Genomic DNA, 23,298 nt, shown 5'->3' on the forward strand with positions numbered 1-23,298 from the left:
ATTCCAGAAAAGCCGTGTCGCAAGACACGGCTTTTTCGTTTTGAAATCAAAAACTTATTTCACCATCAATATCTCAAGTGACGACTTAAAATTACTCGCTAAATGTAATTCCCGCCTTCTGAGCAAAAGATTCTTTGAGGAAAGACAGCACCGGCGTCTTTGTAAAATCCATTCAGCAAACTGTTCAATTTCTTATTAATTCATCAAAATACCTCACATAGACGACTATTTTTCCATCGTGTATGTAAAACCACATCGTTCACTGGTTGTTATTGGTGTCACAAAACACGATAATATCAAGATCGGATTTTAAGAACGTAATAACTATGACCGAATATGTTTTGTTGTTGGTCGGCACTGTGCTGGTGAACAACTTTGTACTGGTGAAGTTTTTGGGCCTATGTCCTTTTATGGGTGTGTCCAAAAAACTGGAAACAGCAATAGGTATGGGCTTAGCGACAACTTTTGTGCTAACGCTCGCGTCAGTGTGTGCGTATTTAGTGGAAAGCTACATTCTTCGTCCACTGGGTATTGAGTACCTTCGAACCATGAGTTTTATTTTGGTGATAGCCGTTGTGGTGCAGTTCACCGAAATGGTTGTGCACAAAACAAGTCCAACACTTTATCGCTTGCTTGGTATTTTCTTACCGCTGATCACTACAAACTGCGCGGTATTAGGCGTCGCGCTTCTTAATATTAATGAGAACCATAACTTTATCGAATCGATTATCTACGGCTTCGGCGCCGCTGTTGGTTTCTCATTGGTGTTGATACTTTTTGCATCCATGCGTGAGCGCATAGCTGCCGCCGACGTACCAGTGCCTTTTAAAGGTGCATCGATTGCAATGATTACAGCGGGTTTAATGTCACTAGCCTTTATGGGCTTTACAGGTTTGGTGAAGTAAACAATGAGTACGATTTTAATTGCGATCATCGCGTTAGCGGTTCTTGCTGCGATTTTCGGCGCGATACTTGGTTTTGCTTCTATTCGCTTCAAAGTCGAGGCAGACCCAATTGTGGATCAAATCGACGCAATCTTACCTCAAACTCAATGCGGTCAATGTGGCTATCCTGGTTGCCGCCCTTATGCTGAAGCGATTGCAAATGGCGACCACATCAACAAATGTCCGCCAGGCGGTCAGGCAACAATCGAAAAGCTCGCCGACTTAATGGGTGTTGAGCCAGAAGAATCTGCGCACGATCTCGACAGCAAAATTCCAACCGTTGCGTTTATCCATGAAGATATGTGCATTGGCTGTACTAAGTGTATTCAAGCGTGTCCAGTGGATGCAATTGTAGGCGGTACAAAAGCGGTCCATACCGTAATTAAAGACGAATGTACGGGGTGTGACTTATGTGTTGCACCATGTCCAACTGATTGTATTGAAATGATTCCTGTGGCAACCACCACGGAAAGCTGGAAGTGGCAACTTAACTCCATTCCAGTACTCAACATTACGGATGCTGCCGACGATGCAGCGAACGTGAAAGATTCAATTAAGTAAGGTTTCGCATGTTGTCTTTGATTGAACAAATTCGTACAGGCTCGCTTTGGGATTTCCCTGGTGGTGTGCATCCGGCAGAAAACAAAAAGCAGTCCAACAAAACTGAGCTCGTTCACGCGGCTATCCCATCAGAAATTGTATTACCGCTAAAACAGCACATTGGTAAGGCTGGTAACTTATTGGTTGCCGAAGGTGACCACGTATTAAAAGGTCAGCCATTAACGCAATCCGAAACTGGTTTTACCGTTCCAGTGCATGCTCCTACATCGGGTACGATCACCGCAATTGAGCCCAGAACCGTTGCTCACCCTTCAGGTCTGAGTGAACTCTGTGCGGTCATTACCCCTGATGGTAACGATACATGGTGTGACAGAAAACCCGTCGCGGATTACAAACAAGAAACACCTGACGCACTGATCGATATTATTCGTCTCGCAGGCATTTCAGGTATGGGTGGCGCAGGTTTCCCTACCGCAAAAAAAATCCAATCAGGTTTTGCTCGCACAGAGATTCTTATCGTCAACGCGGCTGAGTGTGAGCCATACATCACATCAGATGACAAGCTCATGCAAGAGCATGCCGAAGAGCTCATCCAAGGTATCGAGATTGTCGAACATATCCTGACACCAAAGCTCACGATTATTGGTATTGAAGATAACAAACCAGAGGCAATTAAAGCGTTAGAAGCTGCGGCTCTAAACAAAGATATCGTCATTCGCGTTATCCCGACTAAATACCCTTCTGGTGGTGAAAAACAGCTGATCAAAATTTTGACCAATAAAGAAGTACCAAGCGGCGCAATTCCAGCCGATATTGGTATTTTGGTTCAAAATGTCGGTTCTCTTTACTCAATCAAACGCGCAATCATCGATGGTGAACCGATGATAAAACGCGTGGTGACTCTCACCGGTAAAACATTCAAACAACCACGCAATGTTTGGGCATTATTAGGTACACCAGTACAGGCGTTATTGGATGAGTTTGGCTATAAAGCCGATAAGAAGTTACAACGTTTAATCATGGGTGGACCAATGATGGGCTTCACCCTTCCCCACTCTCAAGTGCCGATTACCAAGACAGCAAACTGTATCCTTGCCCCGACTCGTCGTGAGATCTCTCCACACCAACATGAGATGGAATGTATTCGCTGTAGCCAATGTGCTGAAGCTTGCCCTGCTTCACTGCTACCTCAGCAACTGCAATGGCATGCAAAAGCTGAAGAGTATGACAAACTCGAAGAACTAAACTTAAAGGATTGTATCGAGTGCGGTGCTTGTGCGTTTGTGTGTCCAAGTGAAATTCCTCTCGTACAGTACTACCGCCAAGCAAAAGCGGAAATTCGCACCAGAACACAAGAAGCGGAAGCTGCTGAGCGAGCGAAGCTGCGTTTTGAAGAGAAGAAAGCGCGCATGGAGCGCGAAAAAGCAGAACGTGAAAGTCGCTTTAAGAAAGCAGCCGATCAGCGCCGTAAAGACATGAAATCTTCTGGTGGTGATGATGCGATTGCAGCAGCGATCGCACGAGTGAAAGCTCAGAAGACAGAAACAACAGAAAAAGCAGAGCCAGCCGTGAAACCTGCCGTCGCTGCAGCCATTGCCAAAGCGAAGGCAAAACAGGCCGCAGCCGCTAAAGCAGGCTCTAGTGAACCTGATAACTCAGAAATGGCAAAACTGCGCGAAGAACGCAAACGTCTAGCCCGCGAACGTAAAGCACAAAAAGAACAAGGCGAAACGCCAGATAACAACGCTGATGATAAGAAATCGGCAGTTGCAGCAGCCATCGCCCGAGCTAAAGCGAAAAAAGCACAACAAGAAGATTCAACTGAATCTGTAGAATCAGAAACGTCTGCACAGCAAGACGGCGATCCGAAAAAAGCCGCGGTTGCTGCTGCGATTGCACGTGCCAAAGCGCGTAAAGCGAAGCAAGCAGACTCAACTGAAGCGGAAGAAGCTCAAGCACCTGCTGAGCAAACCGACGATCCGAAGAAAGCCGCGGTTGCTGCTGCCATTGCACGTGCCAAAGCACGTAAAGCGAAACAAGCAGACTCAACTGAAGCGGAAGAAGCTGAAGCACCTGCCGAACAAACCGACGATCCGAAAAAAGCCGCCGTGGCTGCTGCGATTGCACGTGCCAAAGCGCGTAAAGCGAAGCAAGCAGACTCAACTGAAGCGGAAGAAGCTGAAGCACCTGCTGAGCAAACCGACGATCCGAAAAAAGCCGCAGTTGCCGCTGCAATTGCTCGAGCCAAAGCGCGCAAAGCGAAGCAAGCAGACTCAACTGAAGCGGAAAAAGCTGAAGCACCTGCCGAGCAAACCGAAGATCCGAAAAAAGCCGCCGTGGCTGCTGCCATTGCACGTGCCAAAGCGCGTAAAGCGAAACAAGCAGATTCAACTGAAACGGAAGAAGCTGAAACGCCTGCTGAACAAACTGAAGATCCGAAGAAAGCCGCGGTTGCTGCTGCCATTGCGCGTGCCAAAGCGCGTAAAGCTAAGCAAGAAGAACCAGCCGAAACGGTAGAAGCTGAAGCGCCTGCTGAACAAACTGAAGATCCGAAGAAAGCCGCGGTTGCTGCGGCTATTGCGCGTGCCAAAGCGCGTAAAGCTAAGCAAGAAGAACCAGCCGAAACGGTAGAAGCTGAAACGCCTGCTGAACAAACTGAAGATCCGAAAAAAGCGGCTGTCGCTGCTGCTATTGCGCGCGCGAAGGCTCGCAAAGCGCAGCAAGAAGCTAATAAAAATAATACTGAGGAGAACGAGTAGTGTCGTTTTTTATTGCCAGTTCACCGCATACCCACAGCCGTCGTAGTACACCTGACTTAATGAAATGGGTGGCACTTTGTGCTCTCCCAGGTTTAGCGGCTCAGACCTACTTCTTTGGGTGGGGAACGCTTATTCAGCTGATTTTTGCCATCGCAGTCGCTGTATCACTTGAAGCCTTAGTTATGGTCTTCCGTAAACGTTCGCCGATGCGAGCACTACGTGATAACAGTGCGATCGTTACCGCTTGGTTATTAGCCGTGGCTATCCCACCATGGTCTCCGTGGTGGATTATGGTGATCGGACTTATTTTCGCGATCGTAATCGCTAAACACCTATATGGTGGCCTTGGTCAAAACTTATTCAATCCTGCCATGGTCGCTTATGTGGTCTTGTTGATCTCATTCCCAGTGCAAATGACGAGTTGGAGTGCCCCGACGTCACTCATACCTGATCACGTAAATTTTGCAGATACACTCTCTTTAATTTTTACGGGCTATGATTATGACGGCTTATCGCTTCAGCAAGTTCGAACGGGGGTTGACGGCGTGACAATGGCGACGCCACTTGATGCATTTAAAACTGGTATTCATACAGGTGCAACCCCAAGCGAAGTACTGTCGCAGCCAATATTCGATGGCTTAGCTGGCATTGGTTGGCAATGGGTAAATCTTGCCTACTTGCTTGGTGGTTTAGTGATGATCAAAAAACGCATCATCCAGTGGTATATCCCAGCAGGTTTCCTAGTGAGCCTGACGCTATTTAGCCTCGTGTTCAGCTTACTCACCCCAGGGGAAACTGCGTCGCCAATCTTCCACTTGCTATCAGGTGCAACCATGCTTGGCGCATTCTTTATTGCAACCGATCCCGTGTCGGCGTCGACAACCGTTAAAGGACGTTTGATCTTTGGCGCGCTTATTGGTGCTTTGGTCTTTATCATTCGCAGTTGGGGCGGCTTCCCTGATGGTGTTGCATTCGCAGTGTTACTTGCAAATATGTGTGTGCCACTGATCGATTACTACACCAAACCTAGAACTTACGGTCACTGAGGTAAACATGTTAACCGCTATTAGAAAAAATGGTCTGACACTTGCGATCTTTGCCTGTGCAACAACCGGATTAGTCGCCTTTACTCAGTACCTAACAAAAGACCAAATCAAGATACAAGAACAACAACAATTGCTTTCTGTTTTGAATCAAGTCATTCCAGAAAACATGCATGACAACGCACTCACGCAAGCCTGCACTATGGTCACGTCACCAGAACTGGGGACATTACGTGCGATGCCAGCCTACCTCGCCACGAAGAATGGTGAACCGACAGCAATCGCAATAGAATCCATCGCGCCAGATGGCTACAATGGTGAGATAAAAGTTATTACTGGGATTGACAATCAGGGCAATATTTTGGGGACACGCGTCTTAAGCCATCAAGAAACCCCTGGCCTGGGCGATAAAATTGATCTTCGTGTCACCGACTGGATCCTGAGCTTTACGGGCAAACAAGTCACGGAAAGTAACTGGAACTCATGGAAAGTTCGTAAAGATGGTGGTGATTTCGATCAATTTACTGGTGCAACGATCACACCTAGAGCCGTCGTAAAAGTGGTGCGAAATACCGTTAACTACGTAAACCAGTCTCGTGAAGACATTCTTAGCCAGCCGTTAGGCTGTGAAGGAGAGCAGTAATGAGTGAAAATAAATTGCTGATGAAAAACGGTATGTGGAGCAATAACCCTGCTCTCGTACAGCTGCTGGGTCTGTGTCCACTACTAGCGGTTTCTTCCACGATAACCAATGCCTTAGGTCTTGGTATTGCAACCTTATTAGTGCTGGTCGGCTCCAACGTCACGGTTTCTCTTATTCGTAATTACGTACCAAAAGAGATCCGCATTCCTGTGTTCGTGATGATCATTGCCTCTCTCGTTACCTGTGTTCAGTTATTGATGAATGCCTATGCGTATGGTTTATACCTGTCTCTTGGTATCTTTATTCCTCTGATTGTAACCAACTGCATCATTATTGGTCGAGCTGAAGCATACGCTTCAAAAAATGATGTTGCGCCTGCAGCATTAGACGGTTTATGGATGGGTCTTGGTATGACAAGCGTTTTGGTCGTGCTAGGTGCCATGCGTGAGTTAATTGGTAATGGCACGCTATTCGACGGGGCAGATCTGCTATTAGGAGACTGGGCATCCGCTCTCCGCATTCAAGTTTTCCAATTTGACAACAGCTTTCTGCTAGCGCTTCTTCCACCCGGTGCATTTATCGGCGTTGGTCTGTTGATAGCGCTTAAAAATGTCATCGATAATTCAGTCCAGGCACGTCAACCAAAAGAAGAAAAACCAACCATAGAACGTGCTCGCGTCACTAACGCATAACAAGATAAGGCTCTGTCATAGGAGCCTTTTTCATAAACCGCAGAGACGGTATTGGAAGTCAGCAATGAACAAAATAAAAAGAATCGAAATTCTTGAGCGATTACGAGAAAACAATCCGAATCCTCAAACTGAGCTTAACTGGAGCTCCCCTTTTGAGCTGCTAATCGCGGTATTATTATCAGCGCAAGCAACCGATGTAAGTGTCAATAAAGCCACCGACAAACTTTTCCCTGTCGCTAATACACCGCAAAGTATTCTCGATTTGGGAGTTGATGGCTTAAAAGAATACATAAAGACCATCGGTTTGTTTAACTCAAAGGCAGAAAACACTATCAAGACTTGTAAGATCTTGTTGGAAAAACACAATGGTGAAGTTCCTGAAGATCGTGCAGCGTTAGAAGCGCTACCAGGCGTAGGTCGCAAGACCGCAAACGTCGTGCTCAACACCGCTTTTGGTTGGCCAACCATTGCCGTCGATACGCACATTTATCGCGTGTCGAATCGTACTAAGTTTGCAATGGGCAAAACGGTTGATGATGTCGAGCAAAAGCTATTAAAAGTTGTGCCAAAAGAGTTCAAACTCGATGTGCACCACTGGCTCATTCTTCATGGCCGCTACACGTGCTTGGCGAGAAAGCCTCGCTGCGGTAGCTGCATTATTGAAGATTTGTGCGAATATAAAGAGAAAGTATATCCAGATAGCTAACGCTATTTGAAAATCAAAGCTAGGAGCAAAAAATGTCAAATGGTCGAATTCTCCACACTATGCTTCGCGTAGGTGATCTAGACAAATCCATCAAGTTTTACACTGAAGTTATGGGCATGCAGTTGCTTCGTACGAACGAGAATAAAGAGTACGAATACACACTGGCGTTTCTTGGCTACGGTGACGAATCCCAAGGTGCTGTGATCGAGCTAACTTACAACTGGGGTAAAACTGAATATGACCTAGGTACTGCTTTTGGTCATATCGCCATTGGTGTTGATGATATCTACACAACTTGCGACGCTATCAAAGCGGCGGGCGGTAATGTGACGCGTGAACCAGGTCCAGTAAAAGGCGGAAGCACGCACATTGCATTCGTAAAAGACCCAGATGGTTATATGATTGAGCTTATCCAAAACAAGCAAGCTTCAGCTGGTCTTGAAGGCTAAGCGGCACTTCTAATAATCACTTGTACTGCAAGTTGAACATCGATTACAGGCAGGTCTGCGATCTGCCTGTCCTTTTATAAACAAAACACTTTACTTGATAATAATTATCGTTTAGATTTGTTCGCAACTTCGAGATGCGGGATTACGATAATGATCAGTGAATGGGAAAAACACACACTTCTAGCCGATACGGCACTTCAACTAGATGACCCTGTTCGCAGCATTCTTCATTACCAGCAAGCCCTAAGCCTGAGTGAAGATATTAGCGAATGTGTGGAAATTGAAGCAGACGAGCGATTATTAATTTCTGTGATTTCTTGTCATAACTTAGCTCAGTTCTGGCGTTGGGCCGGAGACACTGACTATGAACTCAAATACCTTCAGCTGGCTTCAGAGAAAGTCTTAACACTCATCCCACAATGCCCAAATAAAGAATGTGCAAGCTTTATCGACTCAATAGGATGTTGCACTAAAGCATTAATAGACTTCATGAAACGTCATCCTAATCCGGCTATTGCCAAACAGGTTGAAAAAATAGATACCGCAACCAATTGCGAAGTCATTGCCAAATTCCGATTAAACTAACATCCAAATTATACAGCCGGAATCACCGAAAGGTACTTAGCAAAATCCCATTAAAATATTATTAACAACGTCAGTAAATTAAAAACGCCGAAGCTTTCAGCTTCGGCGTTTTTATATGCATTACACTTGGGTTCGCCCGAGTGATATTACGACTCGGCGGTTTTTGTCTTTTCCTATTGGCGAGCCATTATCTGCAATAGGACGACGCTTGCCGTACCCTTGCACTTGAATTCGATCTTCCGGTAGCCCTAGAGACTGAAAATAATCACGAAGTGACTCTGCACGTCGCTCAGATAAACTTTGGCTCGCACTTTTGCCATCGGTTGAATCGGTGTACGTCGCCACCAGCACGAGATCGATATCTTGATTATGTCGGATATAATCTGCAATTTGTGATAAACGCTTTTTGGAAGCCTTGGTTAACTGATCACCTTGTCTTTCGTAGTGCAAAATCGTAAAGGCAATGTCTTCAAAACTGTATTTCAATAAATTGGAAATACAGTCGCTAAACGCGTTGTACTTATTTTGAAACAGCACGGATGACAATGCGACTTCAATTCTCTGATCTCGGCTCTGCCAATCCTGATAACTAAAGGTCGGATAACGCCCTTTTTCCAGCTCAGACAAAATGCCCCATGCTGTTTGCCCTCCGACATAACCATCAAACTGTTTAAAAAACTTTAGGTTTGTAATTCGATCGGCGTGTTCACCTGGTCGCCAAGGTGGCGGCATAGAGATGAGACTGACGTTACGTGTTTCTCCCATCGGACGACGCATTTTTAACTCAAAGTCTAAATTGATTTTTTTATTCGCACGAGATGAAAATACCGCATCTCCAAAACTTGGAATAGGGTGAACAAGTTGGCATTCTAACGGTGTGTTGACCACCATTTCCCATTGAGATTGCTGTGGAGTGGCAACATAACGTTTGCCCATCACAGCACAACTGCTTGTGCTAAACAACGAAAATACAACGCCACTAGTAATCAGCCATTTCTTCATCTAAGTACTGTCTCTTAAACGGCAGTCTGTTGCCGTCAATTTGAATCAATAGAACCACTTCACCTGGCATGCAAAAACCTCGCCAACGTGCGAAATATCGTGATATTACGATTAACGTTAATCATGGTAACTCAATCACCCGAAATGCGATCGAGCGTATTGATGAGATGCAAAATAGAATTCCGTTTTTCTCCTAAATTGCGGTTTTTCTCGTCGGTATAATCTGCAATAATGCAGCCTTCGTCACACAAAAATAAGCCGACATGACAATAGAAAATGAAGCTCTGACCTTGAAAAAACGCTTTCGTGGTTATTTCCCTGTGGTAGTAGACGTTGAGACCGCAGGTTTCAATGCTCAAACTGATGCACTTTTAGAAATTTGCGCCGTTACGTTAAAAATGGACGAAGATGGCGTGTTGCATCCGGCCTCCACCATTCATTTTCATGTTGAGCCATTTGAGGGCGCTAACTTAGAAAAAGAAGCGCTAGAATTCAATGGTATTCGTGACCCATATAGCCCTCTTCGTGGTGCAGTTTCTGAGCAAGAAGCGTTAAAAGAGATTTATAAACTTATTCGCAAAGAACAAAAAGCCGCAGATTGCTCGCGCGCAATTATGGTTGCCCATAACGCAGCATTCGACTTAGGTTTTGTAAATGCAGCCAATGAGCGCTGTAAACTAAAAAGAGTCCCTTTTCATCCCTTTGCTACTTTTGACACGGCAACATTGAGTGGCCTTGCTTATGGTCAAACGGTTCTCGCGAAAGCATGCAAAACGGCCGGGATGGAATTCGATAATCGTGAAGCACACTCAGCGCTTTACGATACACAAAAAACAGCAGAATTATTCTGCGGTATTGTCAACAAATGGAAGGCCCTCGGCGGTTGGCCGCTTGCTGACGAAGAATAATAAGTAAACACAACATATTAGGAAAAGTATGAATCCTGTCGTTATATCAGTGTGCGTCATGCTCGTGTTAGCATTGATGCGCGTAAACGTGGTGGTTGCCCTCACGTTTAGTGCCATCGTTGGTGGCCTTGTCGCAGGCATGAGCCTTGGAGACACAGTTGCCGCGTTCGAAAGTGGTTTAGGTGGCGGTGCGACTATCGCTCTGAGCTACGCAATGTTAGGTACTTTCGCCGTTGCCATCTCTAAATCCGGCATCACGGACCTACTGGCAAAAAGTGTTATCAAGCGCTTAAACGGTAAAGAAAACTCGGCGTCGACTACCGGGTTAAAGTACGCGGTGTTAGTCGCGCTCGTTCTTGTCACTATGTCATCTCAGAACGTAATTCCGGTCCATATCGCCTTTATTCCAATTTTGATTCCACCTCTTTTGGGCGTATTTGCGAAACTTAAGCTCGATCGACGTTTGGTCGCGTGTGTTCTTACCTTTGGTTTGATCACACCTTACATGATCTTACCTGTTGGTTTCGGCGGTATTTTCTTAAACAACATTCTATTAAAGAACCTACATGACAACGGTTTGGAAAACGTGGTTGCAAGCCAAGTTCCAACTGCAATGTTACTGCCAGGTGCTGGTATGTTGTTTGGTCTATTGCTGGCGATCTTTGTTAGCTACCGTAAACCGCGCATCTACGAAGAAACGGAATTGACTGTCGTTCACGAGACAGATCATGCTATCAATAAAAAGCACATCTTGGTGGCCGCTCTTGGCATTGTCGCCGCATTGGGTGTTCAGCTTTACACTGGCTCAATGATTATTGGTGCTCTAGCTGGCTTTATGGTGTTTACTTTTGGCGGTGTGATTGCTTGGAAAGAAACGCACGATGTCTTCACAAAAGGCGTGCATATGATGGCTATGATTGGTTTCATCATGATCGCTGCCGCAGGTTTTGCTGCGGTAATGAAGCAAACAGGTGGCGTTGAGACATTAGTACAGTCTCTCTCTACCAGCATTGGTGATAATAAGCCGCTTGCTGCGCTATTAATGCTAATTGTTGGTCTGTTGGTAACAATGGGTATCGGTTCATCGTTTTCAACCATCCCAATCTTGGCGACAATCTACGTTCCACTCGCGTTGGCATTTGGTTTTTCGCCAATGGCAACAATCGCGCTAGTTGGTACTGCTGCCGCTTTGGGTGATGCTGGTTCTCCAGCGTCCGACTCGACGTTAGGCCCTACATCTGGTCTAAATGCCGACGGTCAGCATGAGCACATTTGGGAAACGGTTGTTCCAACCTTTATCCACTACAACATCCCACTGATCATCTTTGGTTGGATTGCTGCAATGGTGCTTTAGTACCGTTGTTTGATGGATATACTTAGTTACGAAAAAGCCGCTCATTGAGCGGCTTTTTGTTATTTGAAATCGCGATTATTGCGCTGGCATATTGTCAATAATACGCTCACGTATCAGTTTCAAGGTAGGCTCTGTTGACAGATAATCCACGGCAATCGGGAAATAAGCGTCGTTAATTTGAAGAACCAAGCTAGGGTAAGAATCCACGCCTAGGCTCTTTGCAAGACTCAGTTGATCTTGGAACACACCTTCTAAGAAAGAGCCGTCCATATCGTTCTTGAACTGCTGAACATTCAAACCAATTTCTTTAGCTAGCTGCAAGTGAGTTGCTTCTTCATGGGGAGGCATCGCACGTAAGTAATACGCATGTTGAATCGCTTCTAGCATCTGCTCATAAGAATCTTGAAAGCCCGCTGCGATAACTGCGCGACAAGATTGGTAAGTGCTTCTTACTGGCGTACAAAGCTTCCAGAAATCGTAGTTAAACTTGGTGCCCAACTGACGCTCAATCTGCTTCCAAATACCTTCGAGTTTTTGTTGCATCTCTGGTGGCATCGGCAAACTAGTATCTGGCGCAAGACCACCCACCACATACTCAAACTGAATAACGCCTGGCAGTTGCTGTTTCAATTTATCAAGCGTCGGTTTGTAACCCCAACACCAACTGCACATTGGGTCATGCACGTAGTAAAGCTTTATGTTCATTCCACTAACCTAAAAAGAAAAAGGAGCCAGTACGGCTCCTTCGTATTCTATCGCTAAATGTGAGTATTTACGAATTACTCAGCTTGATCTTCAGCGCGCGCTGCAGCTTCTTTGATTAGAGGCTGAAGTTCACCTTTTTGGAACATTTCTAGAATGATGTCGCAACCGCCGATAAGCTCGCCTTCAACCCATAGTTGAGGGAATGTTGGCCATTGTGCGTATTTTGGTAGCTCAGCACGGATATCTGGGTTTTGCAGAATGTCTACGTAAGCGAACTTCTCACCACATGCCATTAGAGCCTGTGACGCTTGAGAAGAGAAACCACAGCTTGGCAGTTTCGGTGATCCTTTCATGTACAGCAGGATTGAGTTTTCAGAGATCTGCTGTTTGATTTTGTCGATAGTTTCCATCGCTTCCTCATTCATGGGTTTGAACTTTGTTTATTTGCCACATTCTACTCAATAACGACAGAATAAAAACCATATAATTAATAAGGCTTAAATTCAGGTTGCTTGATGGCGAACAATTCAGCACTTCACAGCCGCTAACCCCTTAAAATATTTTCATATCGGGGTTTTAATAAAGTAAAAACTTGCTAAAATACTTAGCAAGTCAGCCTTAAAGGCTACATAGCTATAAAAAACACTGGAAGCAATCGAAAGGTCATCCTTTCAAATCAATGGAGAATCGAGTAATGGCATTTGAACTACCAGCTCTTCCTTACGCGAAAGACGCACTAGAACCACACATCTCAGCAGAGACTCTAGACTACCACCACGGTAAGCACCACAACACTTACGTTGTTAAGCTAAATGGTCTTATCCCTGGCACTGAGTTCGAAGGCAAAACTCTAGAAGAGATCATCAAGACTTCTACTGGTGGCGTATTCAACAACGCAGCGCAAATCTGGAACCACACGTTCTACTGGCACTGTCTTGCTCCAAACGCGGGCGGCGAACCAACTGGCGCAGTTGCTGACGCAATCAACGCAGCATTCGGTTCTTTCGAAGAATTCAAAGCGAAGTTTACTGATTCAGCAATCAACAACTTCGGTTCTTCATGGACTTGGCTTGTTAAGAAAGCTGACGGCTCTCTAGAGATCGTTAACACTTCTAACGCTGCTACTCCTCTAACAGAAGAAGGTACAACACCACTTCTAACTGTTGACCTGTGGGAACACGCATACTACATCGATTACCGCAACGTACGTCCTGATTACATGAACGGCTTCTGGGCACTTGTAAACTGGGACTTCGTAGCTGAGAACCTAGCGAAGTAATTTTACTTCCCCCTAAGTTCAATTTAGTCTTATTTTAAAAGCTCGCTGAACCAGCGAGCTTTTTATTTTTCGCTTAAAAACTCCAATTTAATCTCTTCTTTTTCCTAAAGTTCTTCTCAGACACGCCGTTAAAATGGCATCGAGCGAGGAACATCATGCAAATTCATACTTTAGACAAAGCGGCAATTATTAACGAACTTCAGTTCGGCAATGGTATAAACCATGCTGTCCACGAAGGACGTCGTGCCGATTTTGCACTGATTTTGTCGATGTTTTCTAACGATGTACGCGACGTTGTACCTGTAGAGGAAATCAAAGAAGTAGCCACCAGCGAAGATATACTCCGTCAACAACTTGAATTGTCAACGCCTCAAGCTCTTCGTTCTGATAGCAGCAGCTATGAGCTAGCAGCACAGCAAGCAAAACAATTCCACGGTGCAGGTCTACCCTCAGCGAAACTGAGTCACTACTTGAAACCAGACGCCCTGACCTACTTGCCGGAAGATACGTTTAATCTTCCTGAAGACGTTTATCACAACCTATCCGGTCATGAGCGACGCAAATTGGGCGAGCGCAACAAAAACCTCATCCCAGATGCAGGGCTATACAATCAACTAGTGACGGCTCAACGTCAGTATCAAATTCAACTGCAAGTATAGAGATCATTGTTCAACCAACAGCTTGCAGTATCCACAGTCAGAAATGTGACGCCTTACAAATTACCGCACAATAGTCCTCATCCAAAAGCGTTAGTTTGAAGTCTTTCACACTGAGCCTTTCTAATTTCAACCATGCTAATAGCACAAACCACTGGTGTATTTTTTTTCACACAGGGATACAGTGAAGGTGTTATGGATATTAAAGAATCAATTATTCTCGTCACGTCTGCAGGTTCTGTTATAGGAAGGACTTGTGCTAGTCACTTTGCTCACCTTGGAGCGACGTTGATTCTTTGTGACCAAAACTCTAGCGCTCTAAAATCGAGCTATGAGCAGATTAGTGCCTTCACAGATAAAGTCTATGCGATGAATGTGTGCAGTGATAACACAACGTCCATTAACTTACTGTTTGATCAGATAGAATCGCAGCTGCGTGCGACACCAGACGTGATAGTCAATTGCTGGACGAGCTCTCCCATGCCAGGCTTGATGGCTCCCGAACCTATGAGTACTTACATTGATCACTTGTCTTCTGCAGCACGTTTCCTCTACACCTATGGCCAGGTGGGAGCCGAACGATTTCGCGCTAGAAATAAGAAAGGGGTAATTGTTAACGTCATTTCCCATGACAGCCATGAAGATTTAACGGGAGTCGAAAGCATGGCTGCTTTGGTGTCAGGTTTTACTCACAGTTGGGCAAAAGAGCTCACTCCATTTAATATTCGGGTTGGTGGCGTCATTCCTTCGGTAAACCATACAAGAGAAGAACTTAACGAAAGACACTGGGCCGAGATCCAAGATGAATTGGTTCGCAATACCGCATATATCGTATCAAATGAGTATTTTAGTGGCAGAGTGGTTGCTACAGAAGTATGAATGGACAACGTGTTTGTTGCGTAAACGGATCGCTATTACTCAACTCTTTCAACAAAAAAAGCCCCAGTCAAATGACTGGGGCTTTACTTTTTCCCGGTTAAGGTTTCGTGCTAGCGAAAACCTTACTCACACGACTCTTAATTACGCGTCAGCTTTTTCTTTCTTTGCTTTAGGCGCCGCTTTCGCTGCTTCTTGGTCTGCTTTCTTCTTGATAACTGTTGTACCTTCGAAAGTTTCACCTTCAACGAATGCTTTACCGTAGTAAGAAGCCATTAACACATCTTTAAGTTCGCTAATTAGTGGGTAGCGAGGGTTCGCACCAGTACATTGGTCATCGAACGCTTCAACTGCTAGCTCATCAAGTTTCGCGATAAAGTCTGCTTCAGCTACGCCTGCCGCTTGGATAGACATTGGGATGTCTAGGTTCACTTTTAGCTCATCCAACCATGCTAGTAGACGTTCAATTTTCTGAGCAGTACGGTCACCAGCTTGGCTTAGACCTAAGTGGTCAGCAACTTCAGCGTAACGACGACGTGCTTGTGGGCGGTCGTATTGAGAGAACGCTGTTTGTTTAGTTGGGTTATCGTTCGCGTTGTAACGTACAACGTTAGAGATAAGTAGTGCGTTTGCTAGGCCATGTGGAATGTGGAACTCAGCACCTAGTTTGTGCGCCATTGAGTGACAAACACCTAGGAATGCGTTAGCAAATGCCACACCAGCGATAGTTGCGGCGTTGTGTACTTTCTCACGAGCGATTGGGTCGTTAGCGCCGTTCGCGTAGCTTGAAGGTAAGTATTCTTTTAGCATCTTAAGTGCTTGTAGAGCCTGACCATCTGAGTATTCGTTCGCAAGAACAGATACGTAAGCTTCTAGAGCGTGAGTTACTGCATCGTAACCACCAAATGCTGTTAGAGACTTAGGCATGTTCATCACTAGGTTAGCATCAACGATAGCCATGTTTGGCGTGATTTCGTAGTCAGCTAGTGGGTATTTAGCACCAGTCTTGTCGTCAGTAACAACCGCAAATGGTGTAACTTCTGAACCAGTACCTGAAGTTGTAGTGATACATACAAGCTCAGCTTTTTGACCCATTTTAGGGAACTTGTAAATACGTTTACGGATGTCCATAAAGCGCATTGCTAGTTCTTCGAAGTGAGTTTCTGGGTGCTCGTACATTACCCACATGATCTTCGCAGCATCCATTGGTGAACCACCACCTAGCGCTAGGATAACGTCTGGTTGGTAGCTAGCCATTTGAGCCGCACCTTTCTCTACTACAGAAAGCGTTGGGTCAGCTTCAACATCGAAGAATGTTTGAACTTCCATGCCTTGAGCTTTAAGTAGGCTTACTACGTCATCTGCGTAACCATTGTTGAATAGGAAACGGTCAGTTACTAAGAATGCGCGCTTCTTACCTTCTAGGTCGCCTAGAGCAATTGGAAGGCTACCACGACGGAAGTAGATTGACTTAGGTAGTTTATGCCACAACATGTTTTCAGCTCGCTTCGCTACAGTTTTCTTGTTGATTAGGTGTTTAGGACCTACGTTCTCAGAGATAGAGTTACCACCCCATGAACCACAACCTAGAGTTAGAGAAGGCGCAACGTTGAAGTTGTACAAGTCACCGATACCACCGTGAGTAGTCGGGATGTTGATTAGGATACGAGCTGTCTTCATCTTGTCACCGAAGTAACGGATACGGTCAGCGTTAGTATCTTGGTTAGTGTAAAGACCAGATGTGTGGCCGATACCACCAATCTCAACCATAGTTACCGCTTGAGCAACCGCGTCTTCGAAGTTGTCAGCACGGAATAGACCTAGAGTTGGAGATAGTTTCTCGTGAGCGAATGCGTCATCGTGAGACACTTTACCTAGACCTTCACCAACAAGGACTTTCGTGTCTGCTGGAACTTTAACGCCTGCCATTTCAGCGATTGCCGCTGCTGGCTGACCTACGATTTTCGCGTTTAGCGCGCCATCGATAAGAAGAACTTTACGAACTTTTTCAGCTTCTGCTTTGCTTAGTACGTAAGCTTTGTGAGAAGCAAAACGCTCTTTTACTTCGTCGTACACTTCATCAACGACGATTGCAGCCTGCTCAGAAGCACATACTACGCCGTTGTCGAAAGTCTTAGACATCAGGATAGAAGCCACTGCACGTTTGATGTCAGCAGTTTCGTCGATAACAACAGGAACGTTACCTGCACCTACACCGATTGCTGGTTTACCAGAAGAGTAAGCTGCTTTAACCATGCCTGGGCCACCAGTTGCAAGGATAAGAGCAATGTCATCGTGTTTCATAAGAGCGTTAGAAAGCTCAACAGAAGGTTGGTCGATCCAACCGATGATGTCTTTTGGTGCACCCGCTGCTACTGCTGCGTCTAGAACCAGTTTCGCTGCGTCGTTAGTCGAGTTTTTCGCACGTGGGTGTGGTGAGAAGATGATACCGTTACGAGTCTTCAGAGAGATTAGAGATTTGAAGATCGCTGTAGATGTAGGGTTAGTCGTTGGTACGATACCGCAGATGATACCTACAGGTTCAGCGATAGTCATAGTACCTAGGTTGTCATCCTCTTCTAGGATGCCACACGTTTGTTCGTCTTTGTATTTGTTGTAGATAAACTCAGAAGCGAAGTGGTTCTTGATTACTTTATCTTCAACAATACCCATACCAGATTCTTCAACCGCTTGTTGAGCTAGCGGGATACGGGCTTGGTTAGCTGCAAGCGATGCTGCACGGAAGATTTTGTCTACTTGCTCTTGAGAGTAAGTAGCGAACTCTTCTTGCGCTTTCTTAACGCGAGCAATCATTGCATCTAGTTCAGCCATATTAGTTACAGGCATAGGGAATCTCCTAAAATTAACAAATATTAAAAACTTTTTACTAAGGCTATTACTTATCGTTTTTACTGTTTATCAGTCACTTAGAAAACAAACGTCTTAGTAAATTGCTTTCAGGACTGAGTATAATATTTCAGGGTGTGAAAAAAATTGACTTGGATCAGTTCTCACGACCTAAATACCACCAAAGTGGTGCCCCATCACACTAAAACGACATAACTCACTGATAAACAAATAAATTAATCTTCACTTTTCATTGAACAAAAAAGAAGCAAATAGACAAATAAATAAAAGAAACTACAACAATCTGTAAAAAAGTTTCATTTTTAGCCAACAAAATTACATGTAGGCCCAATTCCTTGTGCTACTGAGAGTATATCGAACCGAATACATCTCTCTACAAACCACCTTAGTTTTTATCAAAAGTGTGCGAATGTTAACGTTTATGTAAAACAGCACGCTTTGACAGCAACTTTATACGCAACAATTCTTTTCCAGATTAGATACAGTTTATTAAAGAATTAGTTTTTCTCACTAAAACAGTAGGAAATGCGTTAGTTTTTTTCATTTCTTCCAACCCAACTTTTGCCTTACATTACGCCCAAATTACCCCTTCGCCTTTTCACTAATGTGAACTTTAATGAGTACGCAACATGCAAACTTTTGAACTTGCTATCTTCTTGCAGTTTTTTCTTGGTTTGGTCGCCGCAGTAAACCCTGTTGGTATCATGCCTGTGTTTGTGTCACTAACCGGACATATGACACCAGACGAAAAGCGCAATACGGCAACCACAGCGAACGTGGCTGTTGCGATCATCCTGATCATTTCGCTCTTTGCTGGCCAGTTACTATTAGATATGTTCAGCATTTCTCTGGATTCGTTTCGTGTTGCAGGTGGGCTACTGCTGCTTAGCATCGCGTTCTCGATGATGAGCGGTAAACTGGGGGAAGATAAACAAAACAAACAGGAAAAATCAGAATACGTGAGTCGCGAGCAGATCGGTGTTGTTCCTCTTGCGATGCCGCTAATGGCAGGACCAGGCGCAATCAGTTCGACTATTGTTTACGGTGCACGCTACCCAAGCATGTTTGATACGGTAGGCATCAGCATTACAATTGGCTTGTTCTGTCTATGCTCGTGGCTGTTGTTCCGCTCTGCCCCACTGATCGTGCGATTTTTGGGCCAAACTGGTATCAACGTCATTACCCGTATCATGGGTTTGATATTAGGCGCATTGGGTATTGAGTTTATCGCCAATGGTTTACGCAACTTATTTCCAGGATTAGCCTGAGTTTCTATAAAATTGTATGATAGAGCGATTCAACAATGGATCGCTTTGTCATGACGACTGACTCTCTCAAACATACTCTTTATGTCACCATTTTTGGTACTCATACCAAAGCTGGTCGAACCTTCGATATTGCACTCATTATCGCGATTATCAGTTCTCTAATCGTGCTGGTATTAGACTCAATACCATCCGTACGCGCCGAGTGGGCAAAAGAGCTGAAATACTTGGAGTACACTTTTACCGGTTTATTCACTATTGAGTATTTTCTCCGGCTTTATTGCTCTCCAAAACCAGCCGCCTATGCGAAAAGCTTTTATGGCGTCGTTGATTTACTCGCGATTTTACCTACTTACTTAGCACTGTTTTTCCCTTCTGCCTCCTTTATGGGCGTAATAAGAGCACTACGAGTCATGCGAATATTCCGCATACTCAAGTTGGTCCGCTATCTTCAAGAGTCCAACATCCTCTTACGCTCTCTACTGATGGCGCGCAGAAAGATTTTTATCTTCTTTAGCTCTGTCGCCATTATGGTCACGATCTTTGGGTCACTGATTTTTGTCATTGAGGGGCCTGAAAACGGATTTACTAGCATTCCGAAAAGTATTTATTGGGCTATTGTGACCATCACTACGGTTGGATATGGTGACTTGGTACCTCAAACAGATCTCGGAAAAGGACTTGCCTCACTCACCATGTTGTTGGGTTATTCAATTTTGGCGGTCCCTACTGGTATTTTCACAGCAGAGCTTCACCAAGAAATGCAATCGCACAAAGTATTAGTGAAGTGTCCTAACTGTTCTCACGCCGGGCACGACTCTGATGCGACTTACTGTAAACACTGTGGTAGTGAACTGGCCGATCCTGACAAACGCGTTGTTCGTGGAGAAGACGAAGCATAAAAAAGAGCTCCCTAGGGAGCTCTTTTATTTTGTCATCAAACAAAGATTGATGTGATTATGCTTTCTCAGAAAGAATAATGCGTAACGTACGACGCAATGGTTCTGCTGCGCCCCAAAGTAGTTGGTCACCAACAGTGAAAGCATTTAGGAAGTCATCACCCATTGCCATCTTACGTAGACGACCTACTGGTACGGACATAGTGCCTGTTACTTTTGCAGGTGTAAGTTCTTGCGCAGTAATGTCACGATCGTTAGGAATCACTTTAACCCAGTCGTTATGAGTGGCGATGATTTCTTCGATTTCATCCATTGGGACATTTTGCTTAAGCTTGATAGTGAGAGCTTGAGAGTGACAGCGCATCGCACCAATACGGACACAAGTACCATCAATTGGCACAGGCGAGCTTTGTGAGCCCAAGATTTTGTTTGCCTCTGCGCCCGCTTTCCACTCTTCTTTACTCTGACCGTTATCACGTTTCACATCGATCCACGGAATAAGCGAGCCAGCTAGTGGTACACCGAATTTATCGGTAGGGAAAGAACCGCTGCGCATTGTGTCTGCAACTTTTTTATCAATATCTAGGATAGAGCTTGATGGGTTTGCAAGTTCGGAACTTACAGAGTCATTGATAACGCCCATTTGCGAGATCAGTTCACGCATGTTTTGCGCGCCAGCACCAGAAGCGGCTTGGTACGTCATTGCGCTTGTCCACTCAACAAGGCCTTTCTCGAATAAGCCACCTAGACCCATTAGCATTAAACTAACCGTACAGTTACCACCAACAAATGTGTTCGTGCCACCGTGGATGCCTTGTTGGATTTGCTTTAAGTTCACAGGATCAAGCGTGATGATGGAATCTTCCGCCATACGTAACGTAGATGCTGCGTCAATCCAGTAGCCTTTCCAACCGGCTTGTCGAAGTGCTGGGTAAACTTTTTCTGTGTAGCTACCACCTTGACATGTAATTACCGCATCAAGCTGTTTTAAGCTTTCAATATCATACGCGTCTTGCAGTAAGCCTGCGTCTTTTCCTAAGTTAGGAGCAGGAATACCAACTTGAGAAGTACTGTAGAATACTGGTTCGATTAGGTCGAAGTCTTTCTCTTCAACCATACGCTGCATAAGGACTGAACCAACCATACCGCGCCAACCAACTAAACCAACTCTCATCGTATTAACTCTCCATGTATTAAAAAACCTACCCCATAGTTAATTTTTCGCATCAAAATCTCAACCCCTATTTTGTAAATAAGCCTATTTTTTAACCTTTTCCTATGAAAATTCGTGTTAAACGAGATTTTTTAGTGTTTGGTTTGCGATTTCGGCCATTTTTCAAGTAGGGAAAGCCCTGTTACTCCAAATTGGTCTTACCACTCAGTGATAAAATAACACACGAAGCACAATAATTTCACATTACACAACATTTAAAACCAAAAAAGTTAAAACAAACTAACAGTTAATTTCACAAGCAAACGTTTTTGCCGACGAACATCAAGATAAAACACCAAATATTCGAAATATAATTTTTGTTAATGTATGTTATGCGCGATTACAACAAGGAGCGCCTTCCTCTATTGCTCCAAGATTGACAGAGGCACATATGAAGCAAGTTACACCACGCCTACCAAGCTTGATACAGGTATTTATCTCGCTCGGTTTATTTCTACTGCTGGCATTTTCGTTCACTGCCAAGCTAGACCTACCGATCCAGCTAGCGCTGTACATCGGTTGGTTCATTATCATGATATTAGGCATTAAGCTTGGTCATCAGTACAAAGATCTGGAAAAAGCTGCACTAAATGGCATTTCCAATGGACTTGGAGCCGTCTTAATTCTTCTTGCCGTTGGCGCGCTTGTTGGTACGTGGATATCTGGTGGTATTGTTCCAACCATTATTTACTACGGCCTTAAAGCAATTCACCCTTCTATCTTTTTGCTCGCAACCATGATCATCTGTTCATTGACTGCGCTAGCGACTGGCACCTCTTGGGGCGCTGCTGGTACTGCTGGTATTGCGATGATGGGTATTGGCCAAGGCCTTGGCGTTCCTGCACCAATTACAGCTGGTGCGGTGCTTTCAGGTTGTTACTTTGGTGACAAAATGTCGCCTCTATCAGATTCTGTGATTCTTGCTTCATCGATGTCTAACGTTGAAGTGATGGAACATATTAAAGGCATGCTGCCGATCGCACTCATTAGCTATATTATTACAGGCATTATGTTTACTGCATTTGGCTTCCACTACGCAGGTCAAGTTGACATGAGCCAGGTAGACTCTGTAATTAAAGCGATGGAGCAGCAATTCTACATCACCCCTTACTCATTTGTTCCTGTGATCATCGTATTGTCACTTCTAGCAATGCGTATGCCTTCATTCCCAGTGATCAGTTTTGGTTCTCTGCTCGGTATTATTTGGGCAGTAATGATTCAAGATGTGGACTTCCTAACCGCGTTCAACACCGCTTGGGCTCCGTTTGCGATTTCTTCAGGCGTAGATTTCATTGACTCCATTCTTAACCGTGGCGGCATGTCTTCAATGCTTGGCTCAGTAGCAGTTATCGTATTCGGCCTTGGTTTTGGTGGTCTACTAGATAAAGTGGGGGTGTTAGAAACTATCGCTAAGCTGTTTGAAAAACGCGTTCAAAGTGCAGGTTCACTGGCAACAAGTACAATCGGTACAGCCTTTATGGGGAACGTATTTGGTTCAGCGATGTACGTTTCACTTATCCTGACACCAAAAATCTGTGCGAAGAACTACGATCGCCTAGGCTACAAACGTAAGAACTTGTCTCGTAACGCAGAGTTCGGCGGCACATTAACATCTGGTATGGTTCCATGGAGTGACAACGGTATCTACATGGCAAGTATTCTGGGTGTTGCGACACTGTCTTATGCACCGTTCATGTGGCTAAGTTTTGTATGTATCATTGTGACCATCATCAGTTCCTACATGGGTTGGTTTGTTGATAAATGCGAGCCAACGGCGGAAGCAGTTGAACAAGCAGAAGGCGAACTGAAGCAGCAAACCGCTTAAGTTCGCATAGATAGGAAGAATCTCTCTTCCGAGTGAGAGACAAAGAAAAAGAGCGCATGAGCGCTC

The 23,298-nt window shown here is 44.8% G+C and carries 22 protein-coding genes; 17 read left to right on the forward strand and 5 right to left on the reverse strand.

Features of this window, described 5'->3' with window-relative positions; all coding sequences use genetic code 11:
- Positions 1 to 326: 326 nt before the first annotated feature.
- The 9 genes from rsxA (at position 327) to NL643_RS11460 (ending at position 8,382) form a co-directional block, all read left to right on the forward strand.
- Positions 327 to 905, forward strand: a complete 579-nt coding sequence (gene rsxA / locus NL643_RS11420) for an electron transport complex subunit RsxA (RefSeq protein WP_005380762.1) — start codon at positions 327 to 329, stop codon at positions 903 to 905.
- Positions 906 to 908: 3 nt separating this feature from the next.
- Positions 909 to 1,505: an electron transport complex subunit RsxB gene (gene rsxB, locus NL643_RS11425; protein WP_005396655.1), complete on the forward strand. Its 597-nt coding sequence runs from the start codon at positions 909 to 911 to the stop codon at positions 1,503 to 1,505.
- A gap of 8 nt (positions 1,506 to 1,513) precedes the next feature.
- Positions 1,514 to 4,264 (forward strand): electron transport complex subunit RsxC, encoded by a 2,751-nt coding sequence (gene rsxC / locus NL643_RS11430; protein WP_253644425.1) that lies wholly within the window; start codon positions 1,514 to 1,516, stop codon positions 4,262 to 4,264.
- On the forward strand, positions 4,264 to 5,310 hold the full coding sequence (gene rsxD, locus NL643_RS11435) for an electron transport complex subunit RsxD (protein WP_005396545.1): 1,047 nt from the start codon (positions 4,264 to 4,266) through the stop codon (positions 5,308 to 5,310). The genes rsxC and rsxD overlap by 1 nt, the downstream gene beginning before the upstream one ends.
- Before the next feature lie 7 nt (positions 5,311 to 5,317).
- The gene (gene rsxG, locus NL643_RS11440) at positions 5,318 to 5,950 is read left to right on the forward strand and encodes an electron transport complex subunit RsxG (protein WP_006743364.1); all 633 of its coding nucleotides are present in this window, start codon (positions 5,318 to 5,320) and stop codon (positions 5,948 to 5,950) included.
- The gene (locus tag NL643_RS11445) at positions 5,950 to 6,642 is read left to right on the forward strand and encodes an electron transport complex subunit E (RefSeq protein WP_005396543.1); all 693 of its coding nucleotides are present in this window, start codon (positions 5,950 to 5,952) and stop codon (positions 6,640 to 6,642) included. Before rsxG ends, NL643_RS11445 begins: the two co-directional genes overlap by 1 nt.
- Positions 6,643 to 6,706: 64 nt before the next feature.
- Complete coding sequence (gene nth / locus NL643_RS11450) at positions 6,707 to 7,348, forward strand: endonuclease III (RefSeq protein ID WP_042522463.1); 642 nt, start codon at positions 6,707 to 6,709, stop codon at positions 7,346 to 7,348.
- A gap of 32 nt (positions 7,349 to 7,380) precedes the next feature.
- The gene (gloA, locus tag NL643_RS11455) at positions 7,381 to 7,797 is read left to right on the forward strand and encodes a lactoylglutathione lyase (RefSeq protein ID WP_005380739.1); all 417 of its coding nucleotides are present in this window, start codon (positions 7,381 to 7,383) and stop codon (positions 7,795 to 7,797) included.
- Between the two features lie 150 nt (positions 7,798 to 7,947).
- Positions 7,948 to 8,382: a DUF2753 domain-containing protein gene (locus tag NL643_RS11460; protein ID WP_005384886.1), complete on the forward strand. Its 435-nt coding sequence runs from the start codon at positions 7,948 to 7,950 to the stop codon at positions 8,380 to 8,382.
- A 120-nt stretch (positions 8,383 to 8,502) separates the two neighbouring features.
- Here NL643_RS11460 and NL643_RS11465 read toward each other — a convergent pair whose 3' ends face one another.
- On the reverse strand, positions 8,503 to 9,384 hold the full coding sequence (locus NL643_RS11465; protein ID WP_253644426.1) for an OmpA family protein: 882 nt from the start codon (positions 9,382 to 9,384) through the stop codon (positions 8,503 to 8,505).
- A 263-nt stretch (positions 9,385 to 9,647) separates the two neighbouring features.
- Here NL643_RS11465 and rnt point away from each other — a divergent pair, with 263 nt between their 5' ends.
- Positions 9,648 to 10,292: a ribonuclease T gene (gene rnt / locus NL643_RS11470; RefSeq protein ID WP_005396536.1), complete on the forward strand. Its 645-nt coding sequence runs from the start codon at positions 9,648 to 9,650 to the stop codon at positions 10,290 to 10,292.
- A gap of 28 nt (positions 10,293 to 10,320) precedes the next feature.
- Positions 10,321 to 11,646: a Na+/H+ antiporter family protein gene (locus tag NL643_RS11475; RefSeq protein ID WP_005396535.1), complete on the forward strand. Its 1,326-nt coding sequence runs from the start codon at positions 10,321 to 10,323 to the stop codon at positions 11,644 to 11,646.
- 75 nt (positions 11,647 to 11,721) lie between these two features.
- Here NL643_RS11475 and NL643_RS11480 read toward each other — a convergent pair whose 3' ends face one another.
- A complete protein-coding gene (locus tag NL643_RS11480; protein WP_005396534.1) occupies positions 11,722 to 12,351 on the reverse strand; it encodes a DsbA family protein in 630 nt (209 codons plus the stop codon).
- A gap of 74 nt (positions 12,352 to 12,425) precedes the next feature.
- Complete coding sequence (locus tag NL643_RS11485; RefSeq protein WP_017635833.1) at positions 12,426 to 12,761, reverse strand: Grx4 family monothiol glutaredoxin; 336 nt, start codon at positions 12,759 to 12,761, stop codon at positions 12,426 to 12,428.
- 284 nt (positions 12,762 to 13,045) lie between these two features.
- Here NL643_RS11485 and sodB point away from each other — a divergent pair, with 284 nt between their 5' ends.
- From sodB to NL643_RS11500, 3 genes are all read left to right on the forward strand, one after another.
- Positions 13,046 to 13,630 carry a superoxide dismutase [Fe] gene (gene sodB / locus NL643_RS11490; protein WP_005396533.1) on the forward strand — a complete coding sequence of 195 codons (585 nt, stop codon included), beginning with the start codon at positions 13,046 to 13,048 and terminating at the stop codon, positions 13,628 to 13,630.
- A gap of 155 nt (positions 13,631 to 13,785) precedes the next feature.
- Positions 13,786 to 14,289 carry a VC2046/SO_2500 family protein gene (locus tag NL643_RS11495; protein ID WP_012841566.1) on the forward strand — a complete coding sequence of 168 codons (504 nt, stop codon included), beginning with the start codon at positions 13,786 to 13,788 and terminating at the stop codon, positions 14,287 to 14,289.
- A 132-nt stretch (positions 14,290 to 14,421) separates the two neighbouring features.
- Positions 14,422 to 15,165 (forward strand): SDR family oxidoreductase, encoded by a 744-nt coding sequence (locus tag NL643_RS11500; RefSeq protein ID WP_053808810.1) that lies wholly within the window; start codon positions 14,422 to 14,424, stop codon positions 15,163 to 15,165.
- Positions 15,166 to 15,306: 141 nt separating this feature from the next.
- Here NL643_RS11500 and adhE read toward each other — a convergent pair whose 3' ends face one another.
- Positions 15,307 to 18,009 (reverse strand): bifunctional acetaldehyde-CoA/alcohol dehydrogenase, encoded by a 2,703-nt coding sequence (gene adhE / locus NL643_RS11505; RefSeq protein ID WP_012841564.1) that lies wholly within the window; start codon positions 18,007 to 18,009, stop codon positions 15,307 to 15,309.
- A gap of 650 nt (positions 18,010 to 18,659) precedes the next feature.
- Here adhE and NL643_RS11510 point away from each other — a divergent pair.
- Together NL643_RS11510 and NL643_RS11515 are read left to right on the forward strand one after the other, a co-directional pair.
- Entirely contained in the window at positions 18,660 to 19,298 is a 639-nt protein-coding gene (locus NL643_RS11510; RefSeq protein WP_005396528.1) for a YchE family NAAT transporter, read from the forward strand.
- Positions 19,299 to 19,333: 35 nt separating this feature from the next.
- A complete protein-coding gene (locus tag NL643_RS11515) occupies positions 19,334 to 20,197 on the forward strand; it encodes an ion transporter (RefSeq protein WP_005396527.1) in 864 nt (287 codons plus the stop codon).
- A 55-nt stretch (positions 20,198 to 20,252) separates the two neighbouring features.
- Here the strand turns inward: NL643_RS11515 and asd are convergent, their stop codons facing one another.
- Positions 20,253 to 21,368, reverse strand: coding sequence for an aspartate-semialdehyde dehydrogenase (gene asd / locus NL643_RS11520; RefSeq protein WP_005396526.1), 1,116 nt, complete (start codon positions 21,366 to 21,368; stop codon positions 20,253 to 20,255).
- A 430-nt stretch (positions 21,369 to 21,798) separates the two neighbouring features.
- Between asd and nhaC the strand changes: the two genes are divergently transcribed.
- Positions 21,799 to 23,232, forward strand: a complete 1,434-nt coding sequence (nhaC, locus tag NL643_RS11525) for a Na+/H+ antiporter NhaC (RefSeq protein ID WP_005396525.1) — start codon at positions 21,799 to 21,801, stop codon at positions 23,230 to 23,232.
- Positions 23,233 to 23,298 lie beyond the last annotated feature (66 nt).

The sequence above is a fragment of the Vibrio sp. Y42_MX_L11 genome (genome assembly GCF_024181785.1).
Lineage (GTDB): Bacteria > Pseudomonadota > Gammaproteobacteria > Enterobacterales > Vibrionaceae > Vibrio > Vibrio diabolicus.